Source organism: Streptococcus sp. 27098_8_186 (genome assembly GCF_041432055.1).
Classification (GTDB): domain Bacteria; phylum Bacillota; class Bacilli; order Lactobacillales; family Streptococcaceae; genus Streptococcus; species Streptococcus dentalis.
In genome coordinates this window covers 146,398-168,682 of sequence record NZ_JAPVYV010000001.1, presented here as the reverse complement: position 1 = coordinate 168,682, position 22,285 = coordinate 146,398, and the positions used below count along the sequence as shown (strand labels likewise).

The window sequence follows — 22,285 nt, the reverse complement described above, 5'->3', positions numbered from 1 at the left end:
GGGAACACTTTCTGCTGTAAATTACAAAAAATTCATAAATCGGGAGGATTTATTATGAATGGCATTATTGATTTTGCCAATAAATTTTTCAAACCCATCCTAGACATGGGTGCTCCGATCATCATGTTGATCGTCTTGACTTTATTGGCTCTCTTATTTGGAGTGAAATTCTCTAAAGCCCTTGAAGGTGGTATTAAACTTGCCATCGCCCTTACTGGTATCGGTGCTATCATCGGTATGTTGAATGGAGCTTTCTCAGCATCTCTTGCAAAATTCGTTGAGAATACTGGTATTCAATTGAATATCACAGACGTTGGTTGGGCGCCTCTTGCGACCATTACTTGGGGGTCTGCCTGGACACTTTACTTCTTGTTGATTATGTTGATCGTCAACGTTATCATGCTTGCGATCAAGAAAACGGATACACTTGACGTCGATATCTTCGATATCTGGCACTTGTCTATCACTGGTCTTTTGATCAAATGGTATGCTGACAATAACGGTGTCAGCCAAGGAGTTTCACTTTTCGTTGCAACTCTTGCCGTTGTCCTTGTAGGGGTTATGAAAATCATCAACTCAGACTTGATGAAACCAACATTTGATGATTTGTTGAATGCACCAAGTTCATCACCTATGACATCTACTCACATGAACTACATGATGAACCCAATCATCATGGTCTTGGATAAAATCTTTGACAAATTCTTCCCAGGTCTTGACAAATACGACTTCGACGCTGCTAAATTGAACAAGAAGATCGGTTTCTGGGGATCTAAATTCTTCATCGGTTTCCTTCTTGGTATCGTCATCGGTATCATGGGTACTCCACATCCAGTTGCTGGTGTGCAAGATGCTGACAAATGGGAATTAGTTATTAAAGGTTGGTTGAGCCTTGGTTTGACTGCCGGTGTCTGCTTGGAATTGTTCTCATTGATCGGTTCTTGGTTCATCGCAGCGGTAGAACCATTGTCACAAGGTATTACAAACGTTGCTACGAAACGTCTTCAAGGACGTAAATTCAACATCGGTTTGGACTGGCCATTTATCGCTGGTCGTGCTGAAATCTGGGCTTGTGCCAACGTACTTGCACCAATCATGTTGATCGAAGCAGTGCTTCTTTCTAAAGTCGGAAATGGTATCTTGCCACTTGCTGGTATCATCGCTATGGGTGTAACTCCAGCCTTGTTGGTTGTAACACGCGGTAAATTGATCCGTATGATCATCTTCGGAAGCCTTCTCTTGCCACTCTTCCTTCTTTCAGGTACATTGATTGCACCATTTGCAACTCAATTGGCTAAGAGTGTTGATGCCTTCCCTAAAGGGGTAGCTTCTACTCAATTGATCACTCACTCAACTCTTGAAGGACCAGTTGAAAAATTGCTCGGTTGGACAATCGGTAACGCAACAACTGGTGATATCAAAGCTATCCTTGGTGTAGTTGTCTTCTTGGCATTCTATATCGGAATCTTCGCTTGGTACAGAAAACAAATGATCAAACGTAACGAAGAATATGCTGCAAATGCAAAATAATCGTTGCATGTAGTTTGAAAACTGACACCATATCTTTTCTAGATATGGTGTTTTTATTTTTAAAAAATGTTCGAAAATAAACAATTTAATGTTGACTTTCGTTCAAAATAGGTGTAATATAATATCAAAAGTAAGAAAATGTTTCTTTGTGAAAAATTAACAACAGGAATATTTGCTGAAACAAACAAAAGGAGGACAGGACATGTCTATTGTAATTGGTGCAGATGCTGCAGGATTAAGATTAAAAGATCTCGTGAAAGAGTTTCTTGTAAAAGAAAACTTCGATGTTGTAGATGTAACCGCTGAAGGTCAAGATTTTGTAGATGTGACACTTGCAGTTGCGAGCGAAGTGAACAAAAACGATCAAAATCTTGGAATCGTGATTGATGCTTATGGAGCTGGTCCATTTATGGTTGCGACTAAAATCAAAGGAATGGTGGCAGCAGAAGTTTCAGATGAACGTTCTGCTTATATGACACGTGGACACAACAATTCTCGAATGATTACCATGGGAGCTGAAATTGTTGGAGATGAATTGGCGAAAAACATTGCCAAAGGCTTCGTCAATGGTAAATACGACGGCGGCCGTCACCAAATCCGTGTTGATATGTTGAATAAGATGTGCTAATGAGAGGAGAATTCAAATGAGAATTGCAATTGGTTGTGATCACATTGTGACAAATGAAAAAATGGCTGTTTCTGATTTTTTGAAATCAAAAGGATACGAAGTGCTCGACTTTGGGACTTATGACCATACACGTACCCACTATCCAATCTTTGGTAAGAAAGTCGGTGAAGCCGTAGCAAGTGGCCAAGCAGATCTTGGTGTTTGTATCTGTGGTACTGGTGTTGGGATTAACAATGCGGTTAACAAAGTACCTGGTATCCGTTCTGCCTTGGTACGCGATATGACAACTGCTCTCTATGCTAAAGAAGAATTGAACGCAAATGTCATCGGATTTGGTGGTAAAATTACTGGTGAATTGCTCATGTGCGATATCATTGAAGCATTCATCCACGCTGAATACAAACCAACTGAAGAAAATAAAAAATTGATCGCTAAGATCCAACATGTGGAAACCCATAATGCTCATCAAGCGGATGCTGATTTCTTTACAGAATTCCTTGAAAAATGGGACCGTGGTGAATACCACGACTAAGAGGTGACGTATGATATTAACGGTCACGATGAACCCTTCGATTGATATTTCTTATCCTTTGGATGTACTCCAGTTGGATACTGTCAATCGTGTGGCTGAGGTGAGTAAGACAGCTGGTGGGAAAGGTCTTAACGTTACTCGTGTACTTTCTGAGATAAAGGATCCAGTGGCAGCGACTGGCCTACTTGGTGGTCGAACGGGGCAATTCATTCTCGATCATTTAGGAGAAGGGATAGAGGAACGTTTCTTTGAAATTGCTGGTGATACACGTAATTGTATCGCCATCCTTCACGAAGGCAAGCAAACAGAAATCTTAGAAAAAGGTCCAACCATTTCTGAGAAAGAAGGCCAAGACTTTCTCGACCATTATCGTCACTTGGTTGAACAAGTAGAGGTTGTTGCCATCTCTGGAAGTCTTCCTGCTGGTTTACCAGTGGACTACTATGCTAGCCTTGTCAAGATTGCAAGGGAAGCTGGGAAACCAGTCGTACTTGATTGCTCGGGAGCTTCTTTAGAAGCTGCCATTCAAGCAGCTGTCAAGCCTACGGTCATTAAACCAAACAATGAAGAATTATCACAGTTGTTAGGAAAAGAAGTGAGTAAGAATGTGGAAGATTTAAAAGAAGTTCTTCAGGATTCTCTCTTTGATGGCATCGAATGGGTGATTGTCTCCCTTGGTGCAAATGGCGCTTTCGCTAAGCATGGGGATGTCTTCTATAAGGTAGATATTCCTAAGATCGATGTCGTCAATCCAGTCGGATCTGGTGATTCGACTGTTGCAGGGATTGCATCTGGTCTCTATCATCATGAGAGTGACGCAGACTTGCTCAAGAAAGCAAATGTTCTTGGAATGTTAAATGCGCAAGAAGCACAAACAGGACATGTCAACATGGGGCACTATGATGCCTTGTATCAACAATTAATCGTAAAAGAGGTATAAAATGGTATTAACAGAACAAAAACGCAACTATTTGGAACGTCTTAGTACAAAAGACGGTGTTATTTCAGCTTTGGCTTTCGACCAACGTGGGGCTTTGAAACGCTTGATGGCCAAATACCAAGACACAGAACCAACAGTAGCACAAATGGAAGAATTAAAAGTCCTTGTAGCTGATGAATTGACAAAATATGCTTCATCTATGTTATTGGACCCAGAATATGGTCTACCTGCTACAAAAGCCTTGGACAAAGATGCTGGTCTCTTACTTGCCTATGAAAAAACAGGTTACGATACATCAAGCACCAAGCGCTTGCCAGACTGCTTGAACCTTTGGTCAGCAAAACGCATCAAAGAACAAGGCGCAGATGCTGTGAAATTCTTGCTCTACTATGATGTAGACAGTGCAGATGAACTCAACCAAGAAAAACAAGCTTATATCGAACGCATCGGTTCTGAATGCGCTGCTGAAGATATTCCATTCTTCCTTGAAATCTTGGCTTATGATGAAGGAATTGCAGATGCAACCTCTGCTGAATATGCGAAAGTGAAACCTCGTAAGGTGATTGAGGCTATGAAAGTCTTCTCAGATCCTCGTTTCAATATCGATGTCTTGAAAGTGGAAGTTCCAGTTAATGTGAACTTCGTGGAAGGATTTGGAGAAGGAGAAGTAGTCTATAGTCGTGAAGAAGCAGCTGCTTTCTTCAAAGAACAAGAAGAAGCAACTAACCTTCCATACATCTATCTCAGTGCTGGTGTATCTGCAAAACTCTTCCAAGAAACCTTGGAATTTGCGCATGAGTCTGGTGCTAACTTCAACGGTGTTCTTTGTGGACGTGCGACATGGGCAGGTTCAGTAGAAGCCTACATCAAAGATGGAGAAGCAGCTGCTCGTGAATGGCTTCGTACAGAAGGTCGACAAAATATTGAAGAATTAAATGACGTCTTGGCTAAAGTAGCGACACCTTGGACAGAACGCGTATAAGATTCAAATGATGATTGCCTCCTAAAGCAACAGTTAGAGAGTGGGACAGAAATCGGTAATTCGTTAGAATTCGATTTCGTCGTCCCACCTCCGCACAGTTGAGTAGGGCTGTAAAAGCTGATGAAATCAGCGTAGTAGAGCCCACTCAACCACTGCGTCTTGCTCGACAATCCAAAGATGATTGAGAGGCTAGGACTTTTGTCCCAGCCTCTTCATTATTTTAAGGTCTTGTTTCTTTTTTATAAAAAAATGTTTAAAAATTTTCGCTGTAAGGGTTTACAAAACAAAAAGCTTATGATAGAATAAGTTTATAAAGTTGAATAGCAGTGAGCGTTACTAAGTTAGATTAGGCGTGACCACAAGTAGACTGAACAATTAGTGTAGGCTAATTTTTTCAGTTGCTTCGTGGTCATTTTTATTTGCTTTTAACAAATTTTACAAAGGAGAGCCTCATGTATCGTATTATCCATCCAATGAACAATAATGTTGCTTTGGTTCAAAATGAACTACAACAAGAGTTAATTGTTGTTGGGAGTGGGATTGCTTTTGGGAAAAAGAAAAATGATCTAGTAGCTGATGATAAGGTCGAAAAAGTATTTCGTTTAAACACGGATGAGTCAAGAGAAAACTTTATGGCCCTTCTAAAGGATGTTCCTCTTGATTTCATTACAACCACTTATGAAGTGATTGATACCTTGTCTAAGAAATATGCCTATCCTGTTCAAGAATATATCTATGTGACATTAACAGATCACATCTTTTGTTCTTACCAGGCAGTTCAACAGGGAAGATACAAACACAGTGACCTTCCTGATGCGTCTGCTATGCATCCAATTCCCTATAAAATCGCAAAAGAAGCGATTGAGATCTTTCGAAAGCGACTCTTGGATCAATTTCCTGACGATGAAGTGAATCGCATCGCTTATCATTTCATTAATGCACAAGGGGAAATGATTCATGAGCAAGATCCAGATGTCCAGGACCGACAAGTTATTTTGAAAGCTGTAGAAGAAAAACTAGCTCAAAATGGATTGAAACGGAAAGAAGAAAACAGTCATTTCTATGATCGCTTTATGATCCATCTCAATTATTTCCTAGATTCGCTAGATAAGGGAAGAGAAGATCCAGAAGGTTTGAGCGAGATGGAACAACTGATCCAGCTAAGTTATCCAAAGGCTTATGAGATTAGTCATCAAATCTACCAAACCATCGCTGAACAGACAGGAGCCAAGATATCTCCTAATGAAAGAGTCTATTTAGCCCTTCATATTCAACGTCTATTATAAAAATTTTCAAAAGGTATCATAAGGAGGAACCAACATGAATAAAGAAGAAGTCCAATTACTTGGGTTTGAAATTGTCGCTTATGCCGGTGACGCTCGATCAAAATTAGTGGAAGCCTTAAAAGCTGCTGAAAATGGTGATTTTGCTAAAGCAGAATCCTTAGTAGAAGAAGCAGGGTCTTGTATCGCTGAGGCTCACAAATCTCAAACGACCATGCTAGCGCATGAAGCAGCAGGAGAAGAAATCCCCTATAGCATTACCATGATGCATGGTCAAGACCATCTCATGACAACAATCCTATTAAAAGACGTGATTCACCATCTGATTGAACTATATAAAAGAGGAGCGAAATAATGAATAAACTGATTGAACTGATTGAAAAAGGGAAACCATTCTTTGAAAAGATTTCTCGAAACAAATATTTGCGAGCGATTCGGGATGGTTTCATTGCAGGGATGCCTGTAATCTTATTCTCATCTATCTTCATCCTAATTGCGTATGTACCAAACGCTTGGGGATTCCATTGGTCTAAAGATATTGAAACTCTCTTGATGACTCCATATAGCTATTCTATGGGCATCTTGGCCTTCTTCGTTGGTGGGACAACGGCTAAGGCTTTGACTGATTCAATGAACCGTGACCTCCCAGCAACCAACCAAATCAACTTCATTTCTACAATGTTGGCTTCTATGGTTGGCTTCTTGCTCATGGCTGCTGAACCTGCTAAAGATGGCGGATTCTTAACAGCATTCATGGGGACTAAAGGGTTGCTAACAGCCTTTATTGCAGCCTTTGTTACAGTTAATGTTTATAAGGTCTGTGTGAAAAACAATGTGACGATTCGCATGCCGGACGAGGTTCCACCAAATATTTCACAAGTATTTAAAGACTTGATTCCATTTACAGTTTCAATTGTTCTCTTGTATGCACTTGAATTAGTTGTGAAAGCAAGCCTTCATGTAACAGTTGCTGAATCAATCGGTACTCTTCTTGCACCACTATTCTCAGCTGCAGACGGATACCTCGGTATTACTTTCATCTTTGGTGCTTATGCCTTCTTCTGGTTTATTGGTATTCACGGCCCATCTATCGTTGAGCCTGTGATTGCAGCGATCACTTATGCAAATGCCGAAGTCAACTTGAACCTCCTTCAACAAGGTATGCACGCTGATAAGATCCTTACATCTGGTACACAAATGTTCATCGTCACTATGGGTGGTACAGGAGCAACTCTTGTGGTTCCATTCATGTTTATGTGGTTGTGTAAATCGAAACGAAATCGTGCTATTGGACGCGCTTCAGTAGTTCCTACATTCTTCGGTGTAAACGAACCAATCTTGTTTGGTGCACCACTTGTTTTGAACCCAATCTTCTTTATCCCATTCATCTTTGCACCAATTGCAAACGTATGGATCTTTAAGTTCTTTATTGAAACACTTGGCATGAACTCATTTACTGCCAACCTTCCATGGACTACACCAGGACCTCTTGGTATTGTTCTTGGTACAAACTTCCAGTTCTTATCATTCGCTCTTGCAGCATTGTTAATTGTAGTAGATATTGCTATCTACTATCCATTCCTCAAGGTTTATGATGAACAAATTCTTGAAGAAGAACGTTCAGGTAAAGCTAATGATGAATTAAAAGAAAAAGTAGCTGCAAACTTTAACACTGCAAAAGCAGATGCGATTCTTGAAAAAGCTGGTGTTGAAGGTGAACCAGTTCAAAACAATATCACAAAAGAAACTAACGTATTGGTTCTTTGTGCCGGTGGTGGAACTAGTGGACTTCTTGCCAACGCTTTGAATAAAGCTGCTGCAGAATACAATGTTCCTGTGAAGGCTGCTGCTGGTGGTTACGGTGCTCACCGTGAAATGTTGCCAGAATTTGACCTTGTTATTCTTGCTCCTCAAGTAGCTTCAAACTATGAAGATATGAAGGCTGAAACAGATAAACTTGGAATCAAATTGGCTAAGACTGAAGGAGCTCAATACATCAAGTTGACTCGTGATGGTAAAGGCGCTCTTGCATTCGTTCAAGAACAATTTCAATAATAAATACATTTACTGTTGATTAAAGTGAGATGGAGAAGGATTGCTCACTTACTCCTCTCCATCTTGCTTTATTTTTATTTTATGATTGAGAAGGGGAAACTTATGTCAAAAACATTACCTAAAGATTTTATTTTCGGTGGCGCAACAGCAGCTTACCAGGCAGAAGGTGCGACTCATACTGACGGAAAAGGACCAGTTGCATGGGATAAATATTTAGCAGACAACTATTGGTATACTGCTGAACCAGCGAGTGATTTCTACCATAAATATCCAGTAGACTTACAGTTGGCGGAAGAATATGGCGTAAACGGAATTCGTATTTCTATTGCTTGGTCACGTATTTTCCCAACTGGCTATGGTGAAGTCAATCCAAAAGGGGTAGAATTCTATCATAAGTTATTTGCAGAATGTCATAAACGTCATGTAGAACCATTCGTAACTCTTCACCACTTTGATACTCCTGAAGCTCTTCACTCAAATGGAGACTTCTTAAATCGTGAAAATATCGAACACTTTGTAGATTATGCTGCTTTCTGTTTTGAAGAATTCCCAGAAGTCAACTATTGGACAACCTTTAATGAAATTGGCCCAATCGGTGATGGTCAATACTTAGTCGGTAAATTCCCACCAGGTATTCAGTATGACCTTGCCAAAGTTTTCCAATCACACCACAATATGATGGTTTCGCATGCGCGTGCTGTGAAATTGTATAAAGACAAAGGTTATAAAGGCGAAATCGGGGTTGTTCACGCCCTTCCAACTAAGTATCCATTGGATCCTAAAAATCCTGCAGACGTTCGGGCGGCTGAGTTGGAAGATATCATCCACAACAAATTTATCTTGGATGCAACCTACCTTGGACACTACTCAGATGCAACCATGGAAGGGGTAAACCACATCTTATCCGTCAATGGTGGTAGCTTGGATCTTCGGGACGAAGACTTTGCAGCACTTGAAGCAGCTAAAGATTTGAACGACTTCCTTGGAATTAACTACTACATGAGTGACTGGATGGAAGCCTTTGATGGCGAAACTGAAATCATCCACAATGGTAAAGGGGAAAAAGGAAGCTCTAAGTACCAAATCAAAGGTGTTGGACGTCGTGTGGCTCCTGACTATGTCCCTCGGACAGATTGGGACTGGATCATCTATCCGCAAGGCTTGTATGACCAAATCATGCGCGTCAAGAAAGATTATCCAAACTACAAGAAGATCTACATCACTGAAAACGGACTGGGATACAAAGATGAATTTGTGGACAACACAGTTTACGATGATGGCCGGATTGATTATGTGAAACAACACTTGGAAGTCTTGTCGGATGCGATTGCTGATGGTGCAAACGTCAAGGGCTACTTCATCTGGTCACTCATGGACGTCTTCTCATGGTCTAATGGTTATGAAAAACGTTACGGACTCTTCTACGTTGATTTCGATACACAAGAACGTTATCCTAAGAAATCGGCTCATTGGTACAAGAAATTAGCTGAAACTCAAGTAATTGAATAAGTATCAACTGGAACTGTTTTAGTTCCAGTTTTTTTATTTTCACTTGATGAAGGTCTCTTAAACCCATCTCTTCTTTCAGCCCCTAATTTATGGTATAATAGATCGATACTGTAATAAGGAAAATAGAATGAATATACAACAATTACGATATGTAGTGGCGATTGCCAATAGTGGTACTTTTCGTGAAGCTGCTGAAAAAATGTATGTGAGTCAGCCGAGCTTGTCCATATCCGTCAGAGATCTGGAAAAAGAACTGGGCTTTAAGATTTTTCGTCGGACCAGTTCTGGGACTTTTTTGACCCGTCGAGGAATGGAATTTTATGAAAAAGCGCAGGATGTGGTCAAAGGGTTTGATATTTTTCAAAATCAATATGCTAGTCCTGAAGAAGAGAAGAATGAATTCTCCATTTCTAGTCAACACTATGACTTCTTGCCACCATTGATGACGGAATTCTCGATCCGCTATCCGGAAAATAAAAACTTCCGCATCTTTGAGTCAACGACGGTCCAAATTTTGGATGAAGTGGCTCAAGGGCATAGTGAGTTGGGGATTATTTATCTCAACCGTCAAAATACCAAGGGGATTATGCAACGGGTTGATAAATTAGGGCTTGAAGTGGTGGATTTGATTCCTTTTCAGACTCATATTTACCTTCGCAAGGGACACCCTCTGGCTAAGAAGAAAAAACTGGTCATGGAAGATCTAGCTCAGTTGCCAACTGTTCGCTTTACCCAAGAAAAAGATGAGTATCTCTATTATTCAGAGAATTTTGTCGATACCAGTTCGAGCTCCCAAATGTTCAATGTAACCGACCGGGCTACCTTGAATGGGATCTTGGAGCGGACAGATGCTTATGCGACAGGATCAGGCTTTTTAGATAGCCAGTCAGTGAATGGCATTACTGTGATTCCTTTAGAAGACAACTTGGACAATAAGATGGTCTATGTCAAACGCGAAGAGGTGGATCTCTCACCTGTAGCAGAGAAGTTTGTCGAGGTCATGGTAGAGTATTTTGATCAAAAGAGGTAAGAAATGAAGAGAAAAACAATGGTTCCGGTAGCAATCGTGCTATTGGTCCTACTGGATCAGTTGGTCAAATGGTATGTAGTCAAGAACATTCCACTGGGTATCGTTAAGTCTTTTATTCCCCATGTGGTCAGCCTGACCTATCTTCAAAACACAGGTGCAGCTTTTTCGCTTCTTGAAAATCAGCAATGGTTCTTTACCATCATCACGCTCCTAGTGATGGCGGGAGCCTTTTACTATCTCTATAAGCACCTCAAAGGATCGCTTTGGATGGTGACTGGCTTGACCTTGGTAATTGCAGGTGGCTTGGGGAATTTTATCGATCGCCTGCGTCAGGGCTTTGTGGTCGATATGTTCCACCTGGATTTTATGAATTTTGCCATTTTTAATGTGGCGGATAGCTATTTGACAGTTGGAGTTTTCTTGCTCCTGATCCTGATGTTGAAAGAGGAAATGCATGGAAATTAAAATCGAAGTAGCCGGTGCGCGACTGGATAAGGCTTTGGCGGATTTGACTCCCTTGTCACGAGCTGTAGCCAATGAGCAGATCAAAGAAGGAAAAGTTCTGGTCAATGGAACTGTGAAAAAGGCTAAGTATACGGTCAAAGAAGGAGACATCATCCAGTATGAAGTCCCAGAAGTGGAAGAGGTCAGCTATGAAGCAGAAGATCTGCCCTTAGACATCGTCTATGAGGACCGGGATGTTGTGGTGGTCAATAAGCCACAGGGCATGGTTGTTCACCCCAGTGCGGGTCATACCAGCGGGACCTTGGTCAATGCGCTCTTATACCATGTCAAAGACCTTTCAGGGATCAATGGAGAATTGCGTCCAGGAATCGTCCACCGGATTGATAAAGACACGTCAGGCCTCTTGATGGTCGCAAAAAATGACCAAGCCCACGTCGCCTTAGCAGAGGAACTAAAAGACAAAAAATCTCTCCGGAAATATTGGGCCATTGTCCATGGCAATCTTCCTAACGATCGGGGCATGATCGAAGCACCAATTGGTCGCAGTGAAAAGGACCGGAAAAAACAAGCGGTTACGGCTAAAGGAAAACCTGCAGTGACCCGTTTTCAAGTCTTGGAGCGCTTTGGGGATTACACGCTGGTAGAGTTACAACTGGAGACTGGTCGGACCCACCAAATTCGGGTGCACATGGCCTATATTGGCCATCCAGTAGCTGGAGATCCTGCTTATGGTCCTAAGAAGACACTCAAAGGGAAAGGACAGTTTCTTCATGCGCGGACACTCGGCTTTACCCACCCTCGCACAGGAGAGACTTTGGAATTTACAGCAGAAGTGCCAGCAATCTTTGAGAAAACGCTGGAAGACCTTCGAAAAGGATAATGAAGATGGCTGAATGGAGATTCAGTCACTTTCATTACATACGAAATAAATAGTATTAGAAAGAAACATAGAGATGAAAGCAAAACGAATCGTCTTTAAAGTAGGGACCTCGTCTTTGACCAATCCCGATGGGAGTCTCTCCAGACAGAAGGTCAAGGTCATTACCCAGCAGTTGGCTCTCTTACACGAATCGGGTTATGAGTTGATCTTGGTCTCATCGGGGGCGGTTGCTGCTGGGTTTGGTGCCCTTGGTTTTAAGAAACGGCCGACTAAGGTGGCAGACAAGCAAGCCTCTGCGGCAGTTGGTCAAGGCTTATTGATGGAAGAATATACCTCTAATCTTCTTTTACGCAACATTGTTTCTGCACAAATTTTATTAACCCAAGATGACTTTGCGGATCAACGTCGCTATAAGAATGCCCACCAGGCCCTTTCTGTCTTGCTCAACCGTGGGGCGATTCCGATTATCAATGAAAATGATACGGTCTCTATCGCTGAGCTAAAAGTTGGTGACAACGATACCTTGAGTGCGCAGGTTGCAGCCATGGCCCAAGCGGATCTTTTGGTGCTGTTGACGGATGTCGATGGCCTATATACAGCCAATCCCTCTCAGGATCCAACTGCTAAGCGCTTGGATCGAATCGAACACATTTCTCGTGAGATGATCGAGATGGCTGGAGGTGCGGGTAGTAGCAATGGAACTGGCGGAATGCTGACCAAACTTAAGGCAGCGACCCTGGCGACAGAGTCAGGAGTTCCCGTCTATATTTGCTCGTCTCTCAAGCCTGATGCCTTGATCGAAGCGGCGCAAGAACAAGCAGATGGCAGTTACTTCCTAGCAGAGGACAAGGGGTTAAAAACCCAGAAGCAATGGCTAGCCTTTTATGCAGAAAGTAAAGGAGCTCTTTGGGTGGATGCTGGAGCGGCTGAGGCCTTGTTGCAATACGGAAAGAGCTTATTAATTTCTGGAGTGACCAAGGCAGAAGGGGATTTTTCTTATCAAGACATCGTCAGTGTCTATCATCAAGAGTCAGGACAATTACTAGGGAAAGGGAAAGTTCGTCTCGGCCAGTCGGCTGTGCGCGATATGCTCCAATCTAAAAAAGCCAAGGGAATCCTCATCCACCGGGATGATTGGATCTCGGTAACTCCTGAGATTGACTTACTCTTTACAGAATTCTAAAGGAAAATGTATGGAAACAACACAAGAACAATTAGCCTTAGCGAGATCAGCTAAGAAAAGCATCAATACAGCTAATACAGCCCAAAAAAATCAGGCCTTGGAAGCAATGGCCAGCCAGCTTCTGAAAGCGACGGATGCCATTTTAGCAGCCAATCAGATCGATATGGAAGCGGCACGCGGGAAGATCTCTGAAGTCATGCTAGATCGCCTCTTTCTTGATCAAGAGCGGATTGCAGGGATGGCACAAGGTATCCGTGCTTTAATCGATCTGCCAGATCCGATTGGGGAAGTGCTGGATACTGAAGTTTTGGAAAATGGCCTTGAAATCCAGAAAGTTCGAGTCGCTATGGGCGTCATTGGGATCATTTATGAAAGCCGTCCAAATGTGACGTCGGACGCTGCAGCGCTTGCCATCAAGAGTGGCAATGCAGTGGTTCTTCGTACGGGAAAGGATGCCTTTCATTCTGCCCAAGCGATCGTAACAGCCCTCAAGGTTGGATTGGAAGAAGCTGGACTCAATCCAGATCTTCTCCAATTGATCCAAGATACGAGTCGAGCTTCTAGTCTTGCTATGATGAAGGCTAAGGGCTATCTGGACTTGCTCATTCCACGTGGTGGTGCTGGCTTGATCCAAGCAGTTGTTGAAAATGCCATTGTCACCGTGATCGAGACAGGAACTGGTATTGTCCATGTCTATGTGGACAAGGAGGCTGATTTCCAGAAAGCCCTAGCGATTGTTGAAAATGCCAAGACCAGTCGCCCATCCGTCTGCAATGCTATGGAGGTCTTGTTGGTCGATCAGGCGATCGCGTCTGATTTCTTGCCCTTGGTCAAAGAGCGCTTAGTGGATGAGCGGGAAAGATCGGTTGAGTTGCGTCTAGATGAGGACGCACAGGCTATCATTTCGGGGACAGCAGCGCAGGAGCAGGATTTTGATACCGAATTTTTAGATTATATATTAGCAGTAAAGGTTGTTGATGGAGTCGAGGAAGCGGTAGGCCACATAGAAGCTCATAGCACCCATCATTCGGATGCCATTGTGACTGAAAATCCTGAGACAGCCGCTTATTTTACCAAGCAAGTAGATTCAGCAGCCGTTTATGTCAATGCGTCTACACGCTTTACAGACGGGGGTCAATTTGGCCTAGGTTGTGAAATGGGGATCTCGACCCAAAAACTCCATGCGCGTGGACCAATGGGACTGCGGGAGATGACCAGTTACAAGTATATCGTCAGTGGAAATGGTCAAGTGAGGTAAGTCATGAAAGTAGCATTTATCGGTCTTGGAAATATGGGAGCTAGTCTGGCCAAAGCGGTCGTAAAAGAAGTGGCTAGCACAGACCTGCTTTTGGTCAACCGTTCCCCACAAAAGGTGGAAGAGTTTATCAGCCAGTATGGGGGAACGGCGTCTGATCTTGAACAAGTCTTTCAAGAGGCGGAGGTCATCTTCTTAGGTGTCAAACCCTATCAGATTTGCCCTCTCTTAGAAGAGTACCAAGGCATTTTGGCCCAACACTCTAATCTCTTGCTAGTGTCCATGGCTGCAGGCCTGGAACTAGAAAAGATGGCTGACGTGATCCAGAACGACCATCTAGGGCTAATTCGCATCATGCCCAATACGCCCGTAGCCATTGGCCAGGGTGTCATCAGTCTGGCCCGCTCCCAAGCAGTGACAGACCAGCAAGTAGCCAAAGTCAACCAGCTTTTAGCAGGAGCTGGAGTTCTTTATGAGATCGAAGAAAAATTGATGGATCCTGCAACGGCTGTCGCAGGCTGTGGTCCAGCCTTTGTCTATCAGATGATTGAAGCCATGGCAGATGCAGGAGTAAGCTTAGGACTTTCACGAGAGCAAGCCTTGCAGATGGCTGCACAGACTTTCAAAGGAGCTGCGAGTATGGTCCTAGAAACAGGAGAACACCCAGCCCACTTGCGAGATGCAGTTTGTAGCCCAGGCGGCTCTACCATCGCAGGAGTCAACCGCTTAGAACAAGTCGGCCTGCGGGGCGATATCATTGCAGGAGTGGAAGCAGCCTATAAACGCACCCAAGAGATGGGACAAGAGGCAACGAAGGACATGACTAATTATTGAGCCTAAGGTCTCAATAATTCCGAGTGCTAGAAACAAGAGTGTTTCTAGCACTTTTCTCACGGCGGAAAGTTTCAACTGAGGATTGGATAACACTGACTAATATATTTTTATAGGATTTGTATAATAGAACATTTTTTCTATGTTCTCCAAGATTGGTTTTGGCCAATCTTTTTTACGTTAGAGCGAATCTATTTCTACCAAACCGTTTTCGGTCAGACGATAGATTTTTTGGCAGACTTCTTTGAGGAAGGTCCGGTCGTGGGAGACTGTGACTAGTCCGCCTGGGTAGTCTGCGAATAGGCGTCGAATTTCTGGTTGGGAAGTGGGGGAAAAATTGCGAGTAGGCTCGTCCAAGAGCAGAAACTGGGGACATGTGAGCACTAATTGAAGGAGAATGAGTTTTCCTTGCTGGCCACCAGAAAGTTCAGAGATCGGATGGTGCATTTCAGAATAGGTAAAATTTAGAGAGGCTAAATGCAATTGAATGGTATTGATTTCTTCGCGATCACCTGAATGCTGTAAGAATTGAACTGGTGTCCGAGTCAGAGGGAGGCATTCAGTGTAATCTTGAGGCATATAGGCAGTGCGGATACTTTCATTCTTCTGTAGACTTTTCCATATCATTTTTAGGAAAGTGGATTTCCCCACACCGTTGGAACCGATAATCCCTATTTTATCCTGTCCTAGAAGTGTAAGGGATAGGTTCTTGATCAGGACACGGTCACCAATTGCGAGCTCTTCCTGATCTAATAGAAGGACTCGTTTTTGAGGAGACAAGGGAGTGAGGGGAGGGAAATGCAGATTGATGACTTCCTCATCATAGGGTTGGGGAGTCATGGATTGGAATTCTCGCTCGTAGCGCTTTTCTTGTGAGAGGAGGGACTTCATTTTCTTTGCCAGGAGACGTCCAGCAGTGCTATCCTTGGTGTTTCGTAAGGATGTTTCAACTTGCTGACGGACGCGACGATGCTTCTCCATTGTTTTTCGGTAGGTTCGTTGATCGTTTGCAGCTTGCTGGGACTGCTGCTTGAATTGTTGCTCCCTCTGGCTACTGTAGTCTTGATAGCCTAGGTGCTCTACAATGGTTTCAGCCTCCTTGCGGTGTTTGACCTGTCTTAGATGGATGATCGTATCCGCTGTCTGAGTCAAAAAATCCTCATGATGGGAAATAAATAGAATGGTTTGGGGGCTCGTTTGGATCATCTGCTGGAGCCAGTCTAGGGTTTCCAAATCCAGATCGTTTGAAGGTTCATCTAAAAATAGTAATTCATGAGGACGACAAAGTTCGTGAAGCAGTTGGACTTTGAGGGCTTCTCCTCCAGATAGACTTCCAACAGCTTGGTCGCTTGCAAAGCGGTCGCTATCAAACTGCAATTGATCAGCCAGTCTGTAGAGGATGGCATAGTCTAGCTCGTCTTCTCCAAAAAAATATTCTTCCAATGTTTTTCCCTTCAATGCTTCTGGCAAAGACTGGGGAATATAGGCATAGGAGTGAAAGGAAGTGGTGATTTCGCCTTCTATTGTCAGATAATCCGGTAGGGATTTTGGGGACATGAGGACGTGAAGTAAGGAAGATTTTCCATTTCCTTCTTCGCCAATAATGGCAACTTTTTCTCCTTCATGAATGGTTAAGGACAGATCGCGAACCAAATCGCGTAAATCTTTTGTATGGCGGATGGTGAGGTGGGATAGTTTTAGCATAAGATTCCTTTCTACTGGGGCAAAAAAACAGCTCTACCTATTTAGTAGAGCTGTATTCAAGTGGAACCCAGGCAGAAAAAGACCTTATTTAGCCAAAAAAAGTTGGAAAATAGGCAAGAGGGTACACAAAAAGAGATAGAACAAGCAGTCCACTAAATAAAGTATTTTATTTAACGAAACTTAGTTGTTCATATCTCCTTACCTCCGAATATGATTAAATTCATTCTATTCCTTTTATTCCTTCTTGTCAAGGAAATCCTTGCGTCATCCACCCTTTTCTTCTCGGACTTAGGGGGATTTTATGGTATAATTAGAGGTATGCATACAAAACCAACGTCCGCTTATGTCCATATCCCATTTTGTACCCAGATTTGTTTTTATTGTGATTTTTCGAAGGTCTTTATTAAGAACCAACCGGTCGATGCTTATTTGGATCATTTGATCCAAGAATTTCGTCGGGAAGAAATCACAAATTTACGGACTCTCTATATTGGGGGTGGGACACCGACAGCCTTAACTGCGGATCAGCTAGCCTATCTGCTCAAGGAGCTGACCAAGTCACTTGATCTTTCTCAGATGGAGGAGTTGACCATCGAGGCCAATCCTGGTGATTTGGATCCGGATAAGATTGCGGTCTTGAAGGATTCGCCGGTTAATCGGGTTTCATTGGGCGTGCAGACTTTTGATAATCGCTTGCTCAAGAAGATTGGTCGAAGCCACCAAGAGCAGGACATTTATGACAATATCGACCGTCTGAAGCTGGCTGGTTTTGACAATATTTCGATCGACCTCATTTATGCGCTTCCAACGCAAACCATGGAGCAGGTCAAGGAAAATGTCGCTAAGGCTCTTGCCCTTGACATTCCCCACATGAGTCTTTATAGCTTGATTCTGGAGAATCACACAGTCTTTATGAACCGCATGAGACGGGGCAAGCTTCCACTACCTAAAGAGGAGCTGGAAGCGGAGATGTTTGAATACATCATTCAGGAGTTGGAGCGTGCAGGCTTTGAGCATTACGAAATTTCTAATTTCTCCAAGCCTGGTTTTGAAAGTCGCCACAACCTCATGTATTGGGATAATGCCGAGTATTATGGCTTAGGAGCTGGTGCATCCGGCTATGTCAACGGTGTTCGCTACAAGAATCATGGGCCTATCCGTCACTATATGCAGGCTGTTGACGAGGGAAATGCGCGTGTCCAAGAAGAGCACTTGACTCAGACAGAAATGATGGAAGAAGAGATGTTTCTAGGACTACGTAAGAAAACAGGCGTTTCCAAGAAGCGTTTTGAAGAAAAGTTTGGTGTGAATTTTGACCAACAATATGGACTAGTGGTTGAGGAATTGACCCAGCAGGGACTTTTGGTACCTGACAAGGACATTGTTCGAATGACCAAGAAAGGTCTCTTTTTAGGAGACACTGTAGCAGAGAAGTTTATTTTGGAGTAGAAGATGGCAAAAACATTTGAATACAGCATGAAAATTCCGTTTGATATGAGTGATGTCAATGGTTATATTAAGATTCCCCAATTGATCTTGCTGTCTTTACAGGTATCGGGCATGCAATCGATTGAGCTGGGTATGAGTGATATGTACATTTTAGAGAACTACAACCTGGTCTGGATTATCACGGATTACAATATGAAGATCGAGCGTCTCCCTGTTTTTGATGAGAAAATCACTATCGAAACCTATGCCAAGAGTCACAATCGCCTTTTCTGCTACCGGGCTTTTAATATCAAGGACGGAGCAGGAAATACCATCATTGAGATGGTCGCGACCTTTGTCTTGATGGATCGGGATACGCGCAAGGTTCATCCTGTTATGAGTGAAATCACGGATCCCTTTGACTCTGAATTTTCAAAAACCATGCTCCGCGGTCCCCGTTTCAAAGAATTAGAAGGCGGCGTCGAACAAGAATACCGGGTTCGGTTTTACGACTTGGATATGAACGGACATGTCAACAATAGCAAGTACTTGGACTGGGTTTTTGAGGTGATGGGAGCAGACTTCTTGACCCATCATGTCCCTAAAAAAGTTCATCTGAAATATGTCAAAGAAGTGCTAGCAGGAGGTCTCATCACCTCTCAATATGAACAAGAGGGCTTGAAAACTCAGCACCAAATTACTTCAGATGGTCAGATCAATGCCCAAGCTGAAATTGAGTGGGAAGAAGTAGAAGAAAAGGGTTGGACTTATGGAAAGTAGAAGATTAAAAAATAAAAAACAGGAACTTGAAAGCTATCAAAAACGGGTTGTGGCCTATGCCAAGCGTCAAAAGAACCCTTTGTACATGTTGGGAGATTGGCTCTTGACTCTTTGTGCTTTGGGCATCATCCTGGTAGAGGAAATTTATAAATTTTTCCGCTATCGCTTGAATTTAGAGAGTTTTAATCGCTTTTTAAGAGAAGATGTACGCTGGTATCGGGTCTGGATCCATTTCACCTTGGCCTTTCTTTTACCGGTCATGATCTTCTCGATTGGGATTACTAGCCAATCAGGATCCTTCTGGTCCAATTTCTATCACCGCTTGTCCCAAGGCGTGCTCTTTAGCACAACAGTCAGCCTCGCTGCGACCTTGGTGACGGATTTTGTGGAGAATTTGCAACCAGAAACTAAGTCTGACGGGAAAAATCGGAGCACCAAACGCACGGTTTATCAAATCAGTGTGGATCAGGCAACCGTGATAGGCTTGTTATTGACCATTGTGATCCTCATGGTAGCATCCTTCTTGTTCACCCAATCGGGAAGTCAAGGGATTAATTTTACAGGTTTGGTGTTACAATTTGTCCTCTATGCTGGAGCATTGCTCTTATATGGTTCTGGTGGACGAGTCGATGCAGAGAAGTTGCATGAAGAAGCTAACACAGAAGGGGAAGAATAAATGCACTATAAGGGCTATTTGATTGATTTGGATGGCACTATTTACAAAGGAAAATCACGAATTCCTGCAGGAGAAGCTTTTGTTCATGAACTGCAGGCGCGTGAGATTCCCTATCTCTTTGTGACCAACAATACAACCCGCACACCAGAGACTGTCCGGGATATGCTGGCCACTCAATTCAATATTGAAACCCCAGTTTCGACTATCTATACAGCTACCCTTGCGACCATTGACTACATGAATGACCAAAATTTGGGCAAAAAGGTCTATGTGATCGGAGAAGCGGGGCTCAAAGATGCTATTGAAGAAGCTGGCTATATCATCGATGAAGAAGCACCTGATTATGTGGTGATTGGCCTCGATTGGCAAGTGGATTATGAGAAGTTTGCTATTGCGACCTTGGCGATTCAAAAAGGAGCTCACTTTATTGGGACAAATCCAGACCTGAACATTCCAACAGAGCGTGGCTTGATGCCAGGAGCAGGATCTCTGATTGCCCTTGTCGAAGCAGCGACACGGGTCGAGCCTGTGATCATTGGAAAACCAAAGGCCATTATCATGGATAAGGCAATTGAACACCTGGGTCTTGAAAGAGAAGAAGTCGTTATGGTCGGGGACAATTATCTAACAGATATTCGTGCAGGTATTGACAATGGGATTCCAACTCTTTTGGTGACGACAGGTTTTACCAAACCAGAAGAAGTTCCGACCTTACCAATTGCACCGACACATGTTGTTTCCAGTTTAGCGGAGTGGGATTTTGATGCTTAAAAGTTTAAAATCAATCAACCAATTTTTCTTTATCTTGTCAGCTACGATCCTTCTCACCATTGCTCTGGCTTGGGTCCTCTATCCCATGGAGATTCATTGGTTGGGGATTCAAAGCCGAACTGGTTTTTCGGCTTCAGTCATCATGAAGAATTTTAATGTCTTGATGAACTACTTGACCAATCCTTTTCAATGGGTGTTGAAGATGCCTCAATTCCCCTCTTCCAAAAATGGCTTGCACCATTTTGAGGCCGTCAAGTACCTGTTTCATTTGGTGACGGTCGTTTTCTTGGTCACTCTACCTGGTTTTATCCAGTTTATGCGTACAATCGTCAAAAATGGCTACCTGGCCCTGTACCGTAGTCTCTTCTTTTGGATGATGGTTTTACCAGTAGTGCTTGCAGTGATGACTGTTATAATTGGCTTTGATCAATTCTTTACGCTCTTTCATCAGGTCTTATTTGCTGGGGACAATACTTGGCTCTTTGATCCGCGCGTGGATTCGATTATTCTTGCATTACCAGAAGACTACTTTATGCATGCCTTTTTGATTTTCTTTGTCTTATACGAAGGAGTCTGTGCGAGTTTTTATCTATTTTCTAGGAGGAAGAAATGAACCAATATAACCGATTATTAGACCCTAAAAAAGATATAGGAAGGTATTCTGGGACACTTGCCATTTATCTCTTAGTAATGACCTTAGTAACCGTCCTGTGGGAAGTCCTCTTAGGCTTAACCCTAGCAGGCTCTCTCAGAAAAGATCCAAGTCAAGTAACGGAGAAACTAAACGCCCTGAATGTTTGGGCTGGTATTCCCTACCTCATCTCTATTTCCATTGGACTCTTTCTTTTTAATGCCTATCGCAAGAAGGCCCTTTATAAATATGATCTTAAGCACAAGGGACGTAAGATGACACTTTCAGTCTTCTTTATTCTTCTCGCCTTTCTAGGCTTTTCTCAAGTCTTTTCATCTGTGATGACACAAGTGATTGAGCGCATGTTTGAGACCATTGGCCTTCATTCTCCAACACCAGATCTAGGAGATACGATTGAGCGATCTTGGACCATGCTCTTGTATGCTGGCTTTTTTGGTCCTATCACAGAGGAATTCTTCTTCCGTGGGGCTGGCTTGCGAGGCTTGGAACGGTATGGCAAAATCTTTGCCATTGTCATGACGGCTATTTTATTCGGCCTCTTCCATGCCAATTTTGACCAGCTCTTTTTCGCGGGTATCATTGGTCTAGGATTCGGCTACATTGCCTTTGAATACAATATCTGGTGGGCAATTTTCTATCACATTTTCAATAACTTTGTCATTTCCCAAGGTTTGCATTATGTAGCTTATCATGTGGACGAGGGACTAGCGAATTGGCTCCAAATCGGTGTTTTAGCCATTGGTTCCATTGTCATGATAGTGGTTCTTGCGACCAAATGGCCAGCTATCAAGGCTTATATTCAGGCCAATAAACCACAGCCAGGAGTTTTCCAGCGTGCCCTCGCTTCCTTCTGGTTCTGGTTCTTCGTGCTATTCACTATTCTGATGTCTATTGTTCCTTATGTGATTCCGCTCTTCCAGATGGCAAATTTCAAAGGATAAGTATTATCAAGAGAGTGGGACAGAAATCGGTAATTCGTTAGAATTCGATTTCGTCGTCCCACCTCCGCACAGTTGAGTAGGGCTGTAAAAGCTGATGAAATCAGCGTAGTAGAGTCCACTCAACCACTGCGTCTTGCTTGACAATCTAAAAACAATTAAGAGGCTAGGACTTTTGTCCCACCCTCTTTTTGCTATAATAGATAGTAACGAAAATTTAAAATGGAGCAATG

22 protein-coding genes are annotated in these 22,285 nt (G+C 43.0%); 21 read left to right on the top strand and 1 reads right to left on the bottom strand.

The window, feature by feature from the left end; all coding sequences use genetic code 11:
• The first annotated feature begins 54 nt into the window (after positions 1 to 54).
• From O3602_RS00785 to proC, 15 genes are all read left to right on the top strand, one after another.
• Positions 55 to 1,530, top strand: coding sequence for a PTS galactitol transporter subunit IIC (locus tag O3602_RS00785; RefSeq protein WP_049498245.1), 1,476 nt, complete (start codon positions 55 to 57; stop codon positions 1,528 to 1,530).
• A 202-nt stretch (positions 1,531 to 1,732) separates the two neighbouring features.
• Positions 1,733 to 2,158, top strand: a complete 426-nt coding sequence (gene lacA / locus O3602_RS00780) for a galactose-6-phosphate isomerase subunit LacA (RefSeq protein WP_003007724.1) — start codon at positions 1,733 to 1,735, stop codon at positions 2,156 to 2,158.
• 16 nt (positions 2,159 to 2,174) lie between these two features.
• A complete protein-coding gene (lacB, locus tag O3602_RS00775) occupies positions 2,175 to 2,690 on the top strand; it encodes a galactose-6-phosphate isomerase subunit LacB (RefSeq protein WP_003002763.1) in 516 nt (171 codons plus the stop codon).
• A gap of 10 nt (positions 2,691 to 2,700) precedes the next feature.
• Positions 2,701 to 3,630: a tagatose-6-phosphate kinase gene (locus O3602_RS00770; RefSeq protein WP_061455172.1), complete on the top strand. Its 930-nt coding sequence runs from the start codon at positions 2,701 to 2,703 to the stop codon at positions 3,628 to 3,630.
• Position 3,631: 1 nt separating this feature from the next.
• Positions 3,632 to 4,612 carry a tagatose-bisphosphate aldolase gene (lacD, locus tag O3602_RS00765; RefSeq protein WP_371610958.1) on the top strand — a complete coding sequence of 327 codons (981 nt, stop codon included), beginning with the start codon at positions 3,632 to 3,634 and terminating at the stop codon, positions 4,610 to 4,612.
• Positions 4,613 to 5,064: 452 nt separating this feature from the next.
• On the top strand, positions 5,065 to 5,898 hold the full coding sequence (locus tag O3602_RS00760; protein WP_371610957.1) for a PRD domain-containing protein: 834 nt from the start codon (positions 5,065 to 5,067) through the stop codon (positions 5,896 to 5,898).
• 34 nt (positions 5,899 to 5,932) lie between these two features.
• Positions 5,933 to 6,250: a PTS lactose/cellobiose transporter subunit IIA gene (locus O3602_RS00755; RefSeq protein ID WP_003007713.1), complete on the top strand. Its 318-nt coding sequence runs from the start codon at positions 5,933 to 5,935 to the stop codon at positions 6,248 to 6,250.
• Positions 6,250 to 7,950 (top strand): lactose-specific PTS transporter subunit EIIC, encoded by a 1,701-nt coding sequence (locus tag O3602_RS00750; RefSeq protein WP_371610955.1) that lies wholly within the window; start codon positions 6,250 to 6,252, stop codon positions 7,948 to 7,950. Before O3602_RS00755 ends, O3602_RS00750 begins: the two co-directional genes overlap by 1 nt.
• A 102-nt stretch (positions 7,951 to 8,052) precedes the next feature.
• Complete coding sequence (lacG, locus tag O3602_RS00745) at positions 8,053 to 9,459, top strand: 6-phospho-beta-galactosidase (protein WP_315377470.1); 1,407 nt, start codon at positions 8,053 to 8,055, stop codon at positions 9,457 to 9,459.
• 127 nt (positions 9,460 to 9,586) lie between these two features.
• Positions 9,587 to 10,489, top strand: a complete 903-nt coding sequence (locus O3602_RS00740; RefSeq protein WP_371610954.1) for a LysR family transcriptional regulator — start codon at positions 9,587 to 9,589, stop codon at positions 10,487 to 10,489.
• Between the two features lie 3 nt (positions 10,490 to 10,492).
• Positions 10,493 to 10,954: a signal peptidase II gene (lspA, locus tag O3602_RS00735; RefSeq protein WP_371610953.1), complete on the top strand. Its 462-nt coding sequence runs from the start codon at positions 10,493 to 10,495 to the stop codon at positions 10,952 to 10,954.
• Positions 10,944 to 11,834, top strand: coding sequence for an RluA family pseudouridine synthase (locus tag O3602_RS00730; protein ID WP_049485459.1), 891 nt, complete (start codon positions 10,944 to 10,946; stop codon positions 11,832 to 11,834). Before lspA ends, O3602_RS00730 begins: the two co-directional genes overlap by 11 nt.
• Before the next feature lie 73 nt (positions 11,835 to 11,907).
• Positions 11,908 to 13,017: a glutamate 5-kinase gene (gene proB / locus O3602_RS00725; RefSeq protein WP_371610952.1), complete on the top strand. Its 1,110-nt coding sequence runs from the start codon at positions 11,908 to 11,910 to the stop codon at positions 13,015 to 13,017.
• Between the two features lie 10 nt (positions 13,018 to 13,027).
• Positions 13,028 to 14,275 (top strand): glutamate-5-semialdehyde dehydrogenase, encoded by a 1,248-nt coding sequence (locus O3602_RS00720; RefSeq protein ID WP_371610951.1) that lies wholly within the window; start codon positions 13,028 to 13,030, stop codon positions 14,273 to 14,275.
• Between the two features lie 3 nt (positions 14,276 to 14,278).
• Positions 14,279 to 15,106: a pyrroline-5-carboxylate reductase gene (gene proC / locus O3602_RS00715; RefSeq protein WP_371610950.1), complete on the top strand. Its 828-nt coding sequence runs from the start codon at positions 14,279 to 14,281 to the stop codon at positions 15,104 to 15,106.
• 177 nt (positions 15,107 to 15,283) lie between these two features.
• Here proC and O3602_RS00710 read toward each other — a convergent pair whose 3' ends face one another.
• Entirely contained in the window at positions 15,284 to 16,807 is a 1,524-nt protein-coding gene (locus O3602_RS00710; protein ID WP_371610949.1) for an ATP-binding cassette domain-containing protein, read from the bottom strand.
• 318 nt (positions 16,808 to 17,125) lie between these two features.
• On the opposite strand from O3602_RS00710, the gene hemW reads away from it, so the two are divergent.
• From hemW to O3602_RS00680, 6 genes are read left to right on the top strand one after another with little or no spacing between them, the layout of a single operon-like run.
• Complete coding sequence (hemW, locus tag O3602_RS00705) at positions 17,126 to 18,256, top strand: radical SAM family heme chaperone HemW (protein WP_371610948.1); 1,131 nt, start codon at positions 17,126 to 17,128, stop codon at positions 18,254 to 18,256.
• Positions 18,257 to 18,259: 3 nt separating this feature from the next.
• Positions 18,260 to 19,015, top strand: coding sequence for an acyl-ACP thioesterase domain-containing protein (locus tag O3602_RS00700; RefSeq protein WP_371610947.1), 756 nt, complete (start codon positions 18,260 to 18,262; stop codon positions 19,013 to 19,015).
• The gene (locus O3602_RS00695) at positions 19,005 to 19,691 is read left to right on the top strand and encodes a hypothetical protein (RefSeq protein WP_371610946.1); all 687 of its coding nucleotides are present in this window, start codon (positions 19,005 to 19,007) and stop codon (positions 19,689 to 19,691) included. Before O3602_RS00700 ends, O3602_RS00695 begins: the two co-directional genes overlap by 11 nt.
• Positions 19,692 to 20,462 (top strand): TIGR01457 family HAD-type hydrolase, encoded by a 771-nt coding sequence (locus O3602_RS00690; protein WP_371610945.1) that lies wholly within the window; start codon positions 19,692 to 19,694, stop codon positions 20,460 to 20,462.
• Positions 20,455 to 21,075, top strand: a complete 621-nt coding sequence (locus O3602_RS00685) for a TIGR01906 family membrane protein (RefSeq protein WP_315376348.1) — start codon at positions 20,455 to 20,457, stop codon at positions 21,073 to 21,075. The genes O3602_RS00690 and O3602_RS00685 overlap by 8 nt, the downstream gene beginning before the upstream one ends.
• Positions 21,072 to 22,055, top strand: coding sequence for a lysostaphin resistance A-like protein (locus O3602_RS00680; protein ID WP_371610944.1), 984 nt, complete (start codon positions 21,072 to 21,074; stop codon positions 22,053 to 22,055). Before O3602_RS00685 ends, O3602_RS00680 begins: the two co-directional genes overlap by 4 nt.
• The last annotated feature ends 230 nt before the right edge of the window (positions 22,056 to 22,285 follow it).

Bases quoted from the DNA above. Each gene is read 5' to 3' on its own strand.
- O3602_RS00695 (WP_371610946.1), top strand. From the start codon at position 19,005: ATGGAAAGTAGAAGATTAAAAAATAAAAAACAGGAACTTGAAAGCTAT.
- lacB (WP_003002763.1), top strand. From the start codon at position 2,175: ATGAGAATTGCAATTGGTTGTGATCACATTGTGACAAATGAAAAAATG.
- O3602_RS00785 (WP_049498245.1), top strand. From the start codon at position 55: ATGAATGGCATTATTGATTTTGCCAATAAATTTTTCAAACCCATCCTA.
- O3602_RS00685 (WP_315376348.1), top strand. From the start codon at position 20,455: ATGCTTAAAAGTTTAAAATCAATCAACCAATTTTTCTTTATCTTGTCA.
- O3602_RS00740 (WP_371610954.1), top strand. From the start codon at position 9,587: ATGAATATACAACAATTACGATATGTAGTGGCGATTGCCAATAGTGGT.
- O3602_RS00720 (WP_371610951.1), top strand. From the start codon at position 13,028: ATGGAAACAACACAAGAACAATTAGCCTTAGCGAGATCAGCTAAGAAA.
- O3602_RS00700 (WP_371610947.1), top strand. From the start codon at position 18,260: ATGGCAAAAACATTTGAATACAGCATGAAAATTCCGTTTGATATGAGT.
- O3602_RS00680 (WP_371610944.1), top strand. From the start codon at position 21,072: ATGAACCAATATAACCGATTATTAGACCCTAAAAAAGATATAGGAAGG.
- O3602_RS00770 (WP_061455172.1), top strand. From the start codon at position 2,701: ATGATATTAACGGTCACGATGAACCCTTCGATTGATATTTCTTATCCT.
- lacG (WP_315377470.1), top strand. From the start codon at position 8,053: ATGTCAAAAACATTACCTAAAGATTTTATTTTCGGTGGCGCAACAGCA.
- lspA (WP_371610953.1), top strand. From the start codon at position 10,493: ATGAAGAGAAAAACAATGGTTCCGGTAGCAATCGTGCTATTGGTCCTA.
- O3602_RS00760 (WP_371610957.1), top strand. From the start codon at position 5,065: ATGTATCGTATTATCCATCCAATGAACAATAATGTTGCTTTGGTTCAA.
- hemW (WP_371610948.1), top strand. From the start codon at position 17,126: ATGCATACAAAACCAACGTCCGCTTATGTCCATATCCCATTTTGTACC.
- proC (WP_371610950.1), top strand. From the start codon at position 14,279: ATGAAAGTAGCATTTATCGGTCTTGGAAATATGGGAGCTAGTCTGGCC.
- proB (WP_371610952.1), top strand. From the start codon at position 11,908: ATGAAAGCAAAACGAATCGTCTTTAAAGTAGGGACCTCGTCTTTGACC.
- lacA (WP_003007724.1), top strand. From the start codon at position 1,733: ATGTCTATTGTAATTGGTGCAGATGCTGCAGGATTAAGATTAAAAGAT.
- lacD (WP_371610958.1), top strand. From the start codon at position 3,632: ATGGTATTAACAGAACAAAAACGCAACTATTTGGAACGTCTTAGTACA.
- O3602_RS00730 (WP_049485459.1), top strand. From the start codon at position 10,944: ATGGAAATTAAAATCGAAGTAGCCGGTGCGCGACTGGATAAGGCTTTG.
- O3602_RS00690 (WP_371610945.1), top strand. From the start codon at position 19,692: ATGCACTATAAGGGCTATTTGATTGATTTGGATGGCACTATTTACAAA.
- O3602_RS00710 (WP_371610949.1), bottom strand. From the start codon at position 16,807: ATGCTAAAACTATCCCACCTCACCATCCGCCATACAAAAGATTTACGC.
- O3602_RS00755 (WP_003007713.1), top strand. From the start codon at position 5,933: ATGAATAAAGAAGAAGTCCAATTACTTGGGTTTGAAATTGTCGCTTAT.
- O3602_RS00750 (WP_371610955.1), top strand. From the start codon at position 6,250: ATGAATAAACTGATTGAACTGATTGAAAAAGGGAAACCATTCTTTGAA.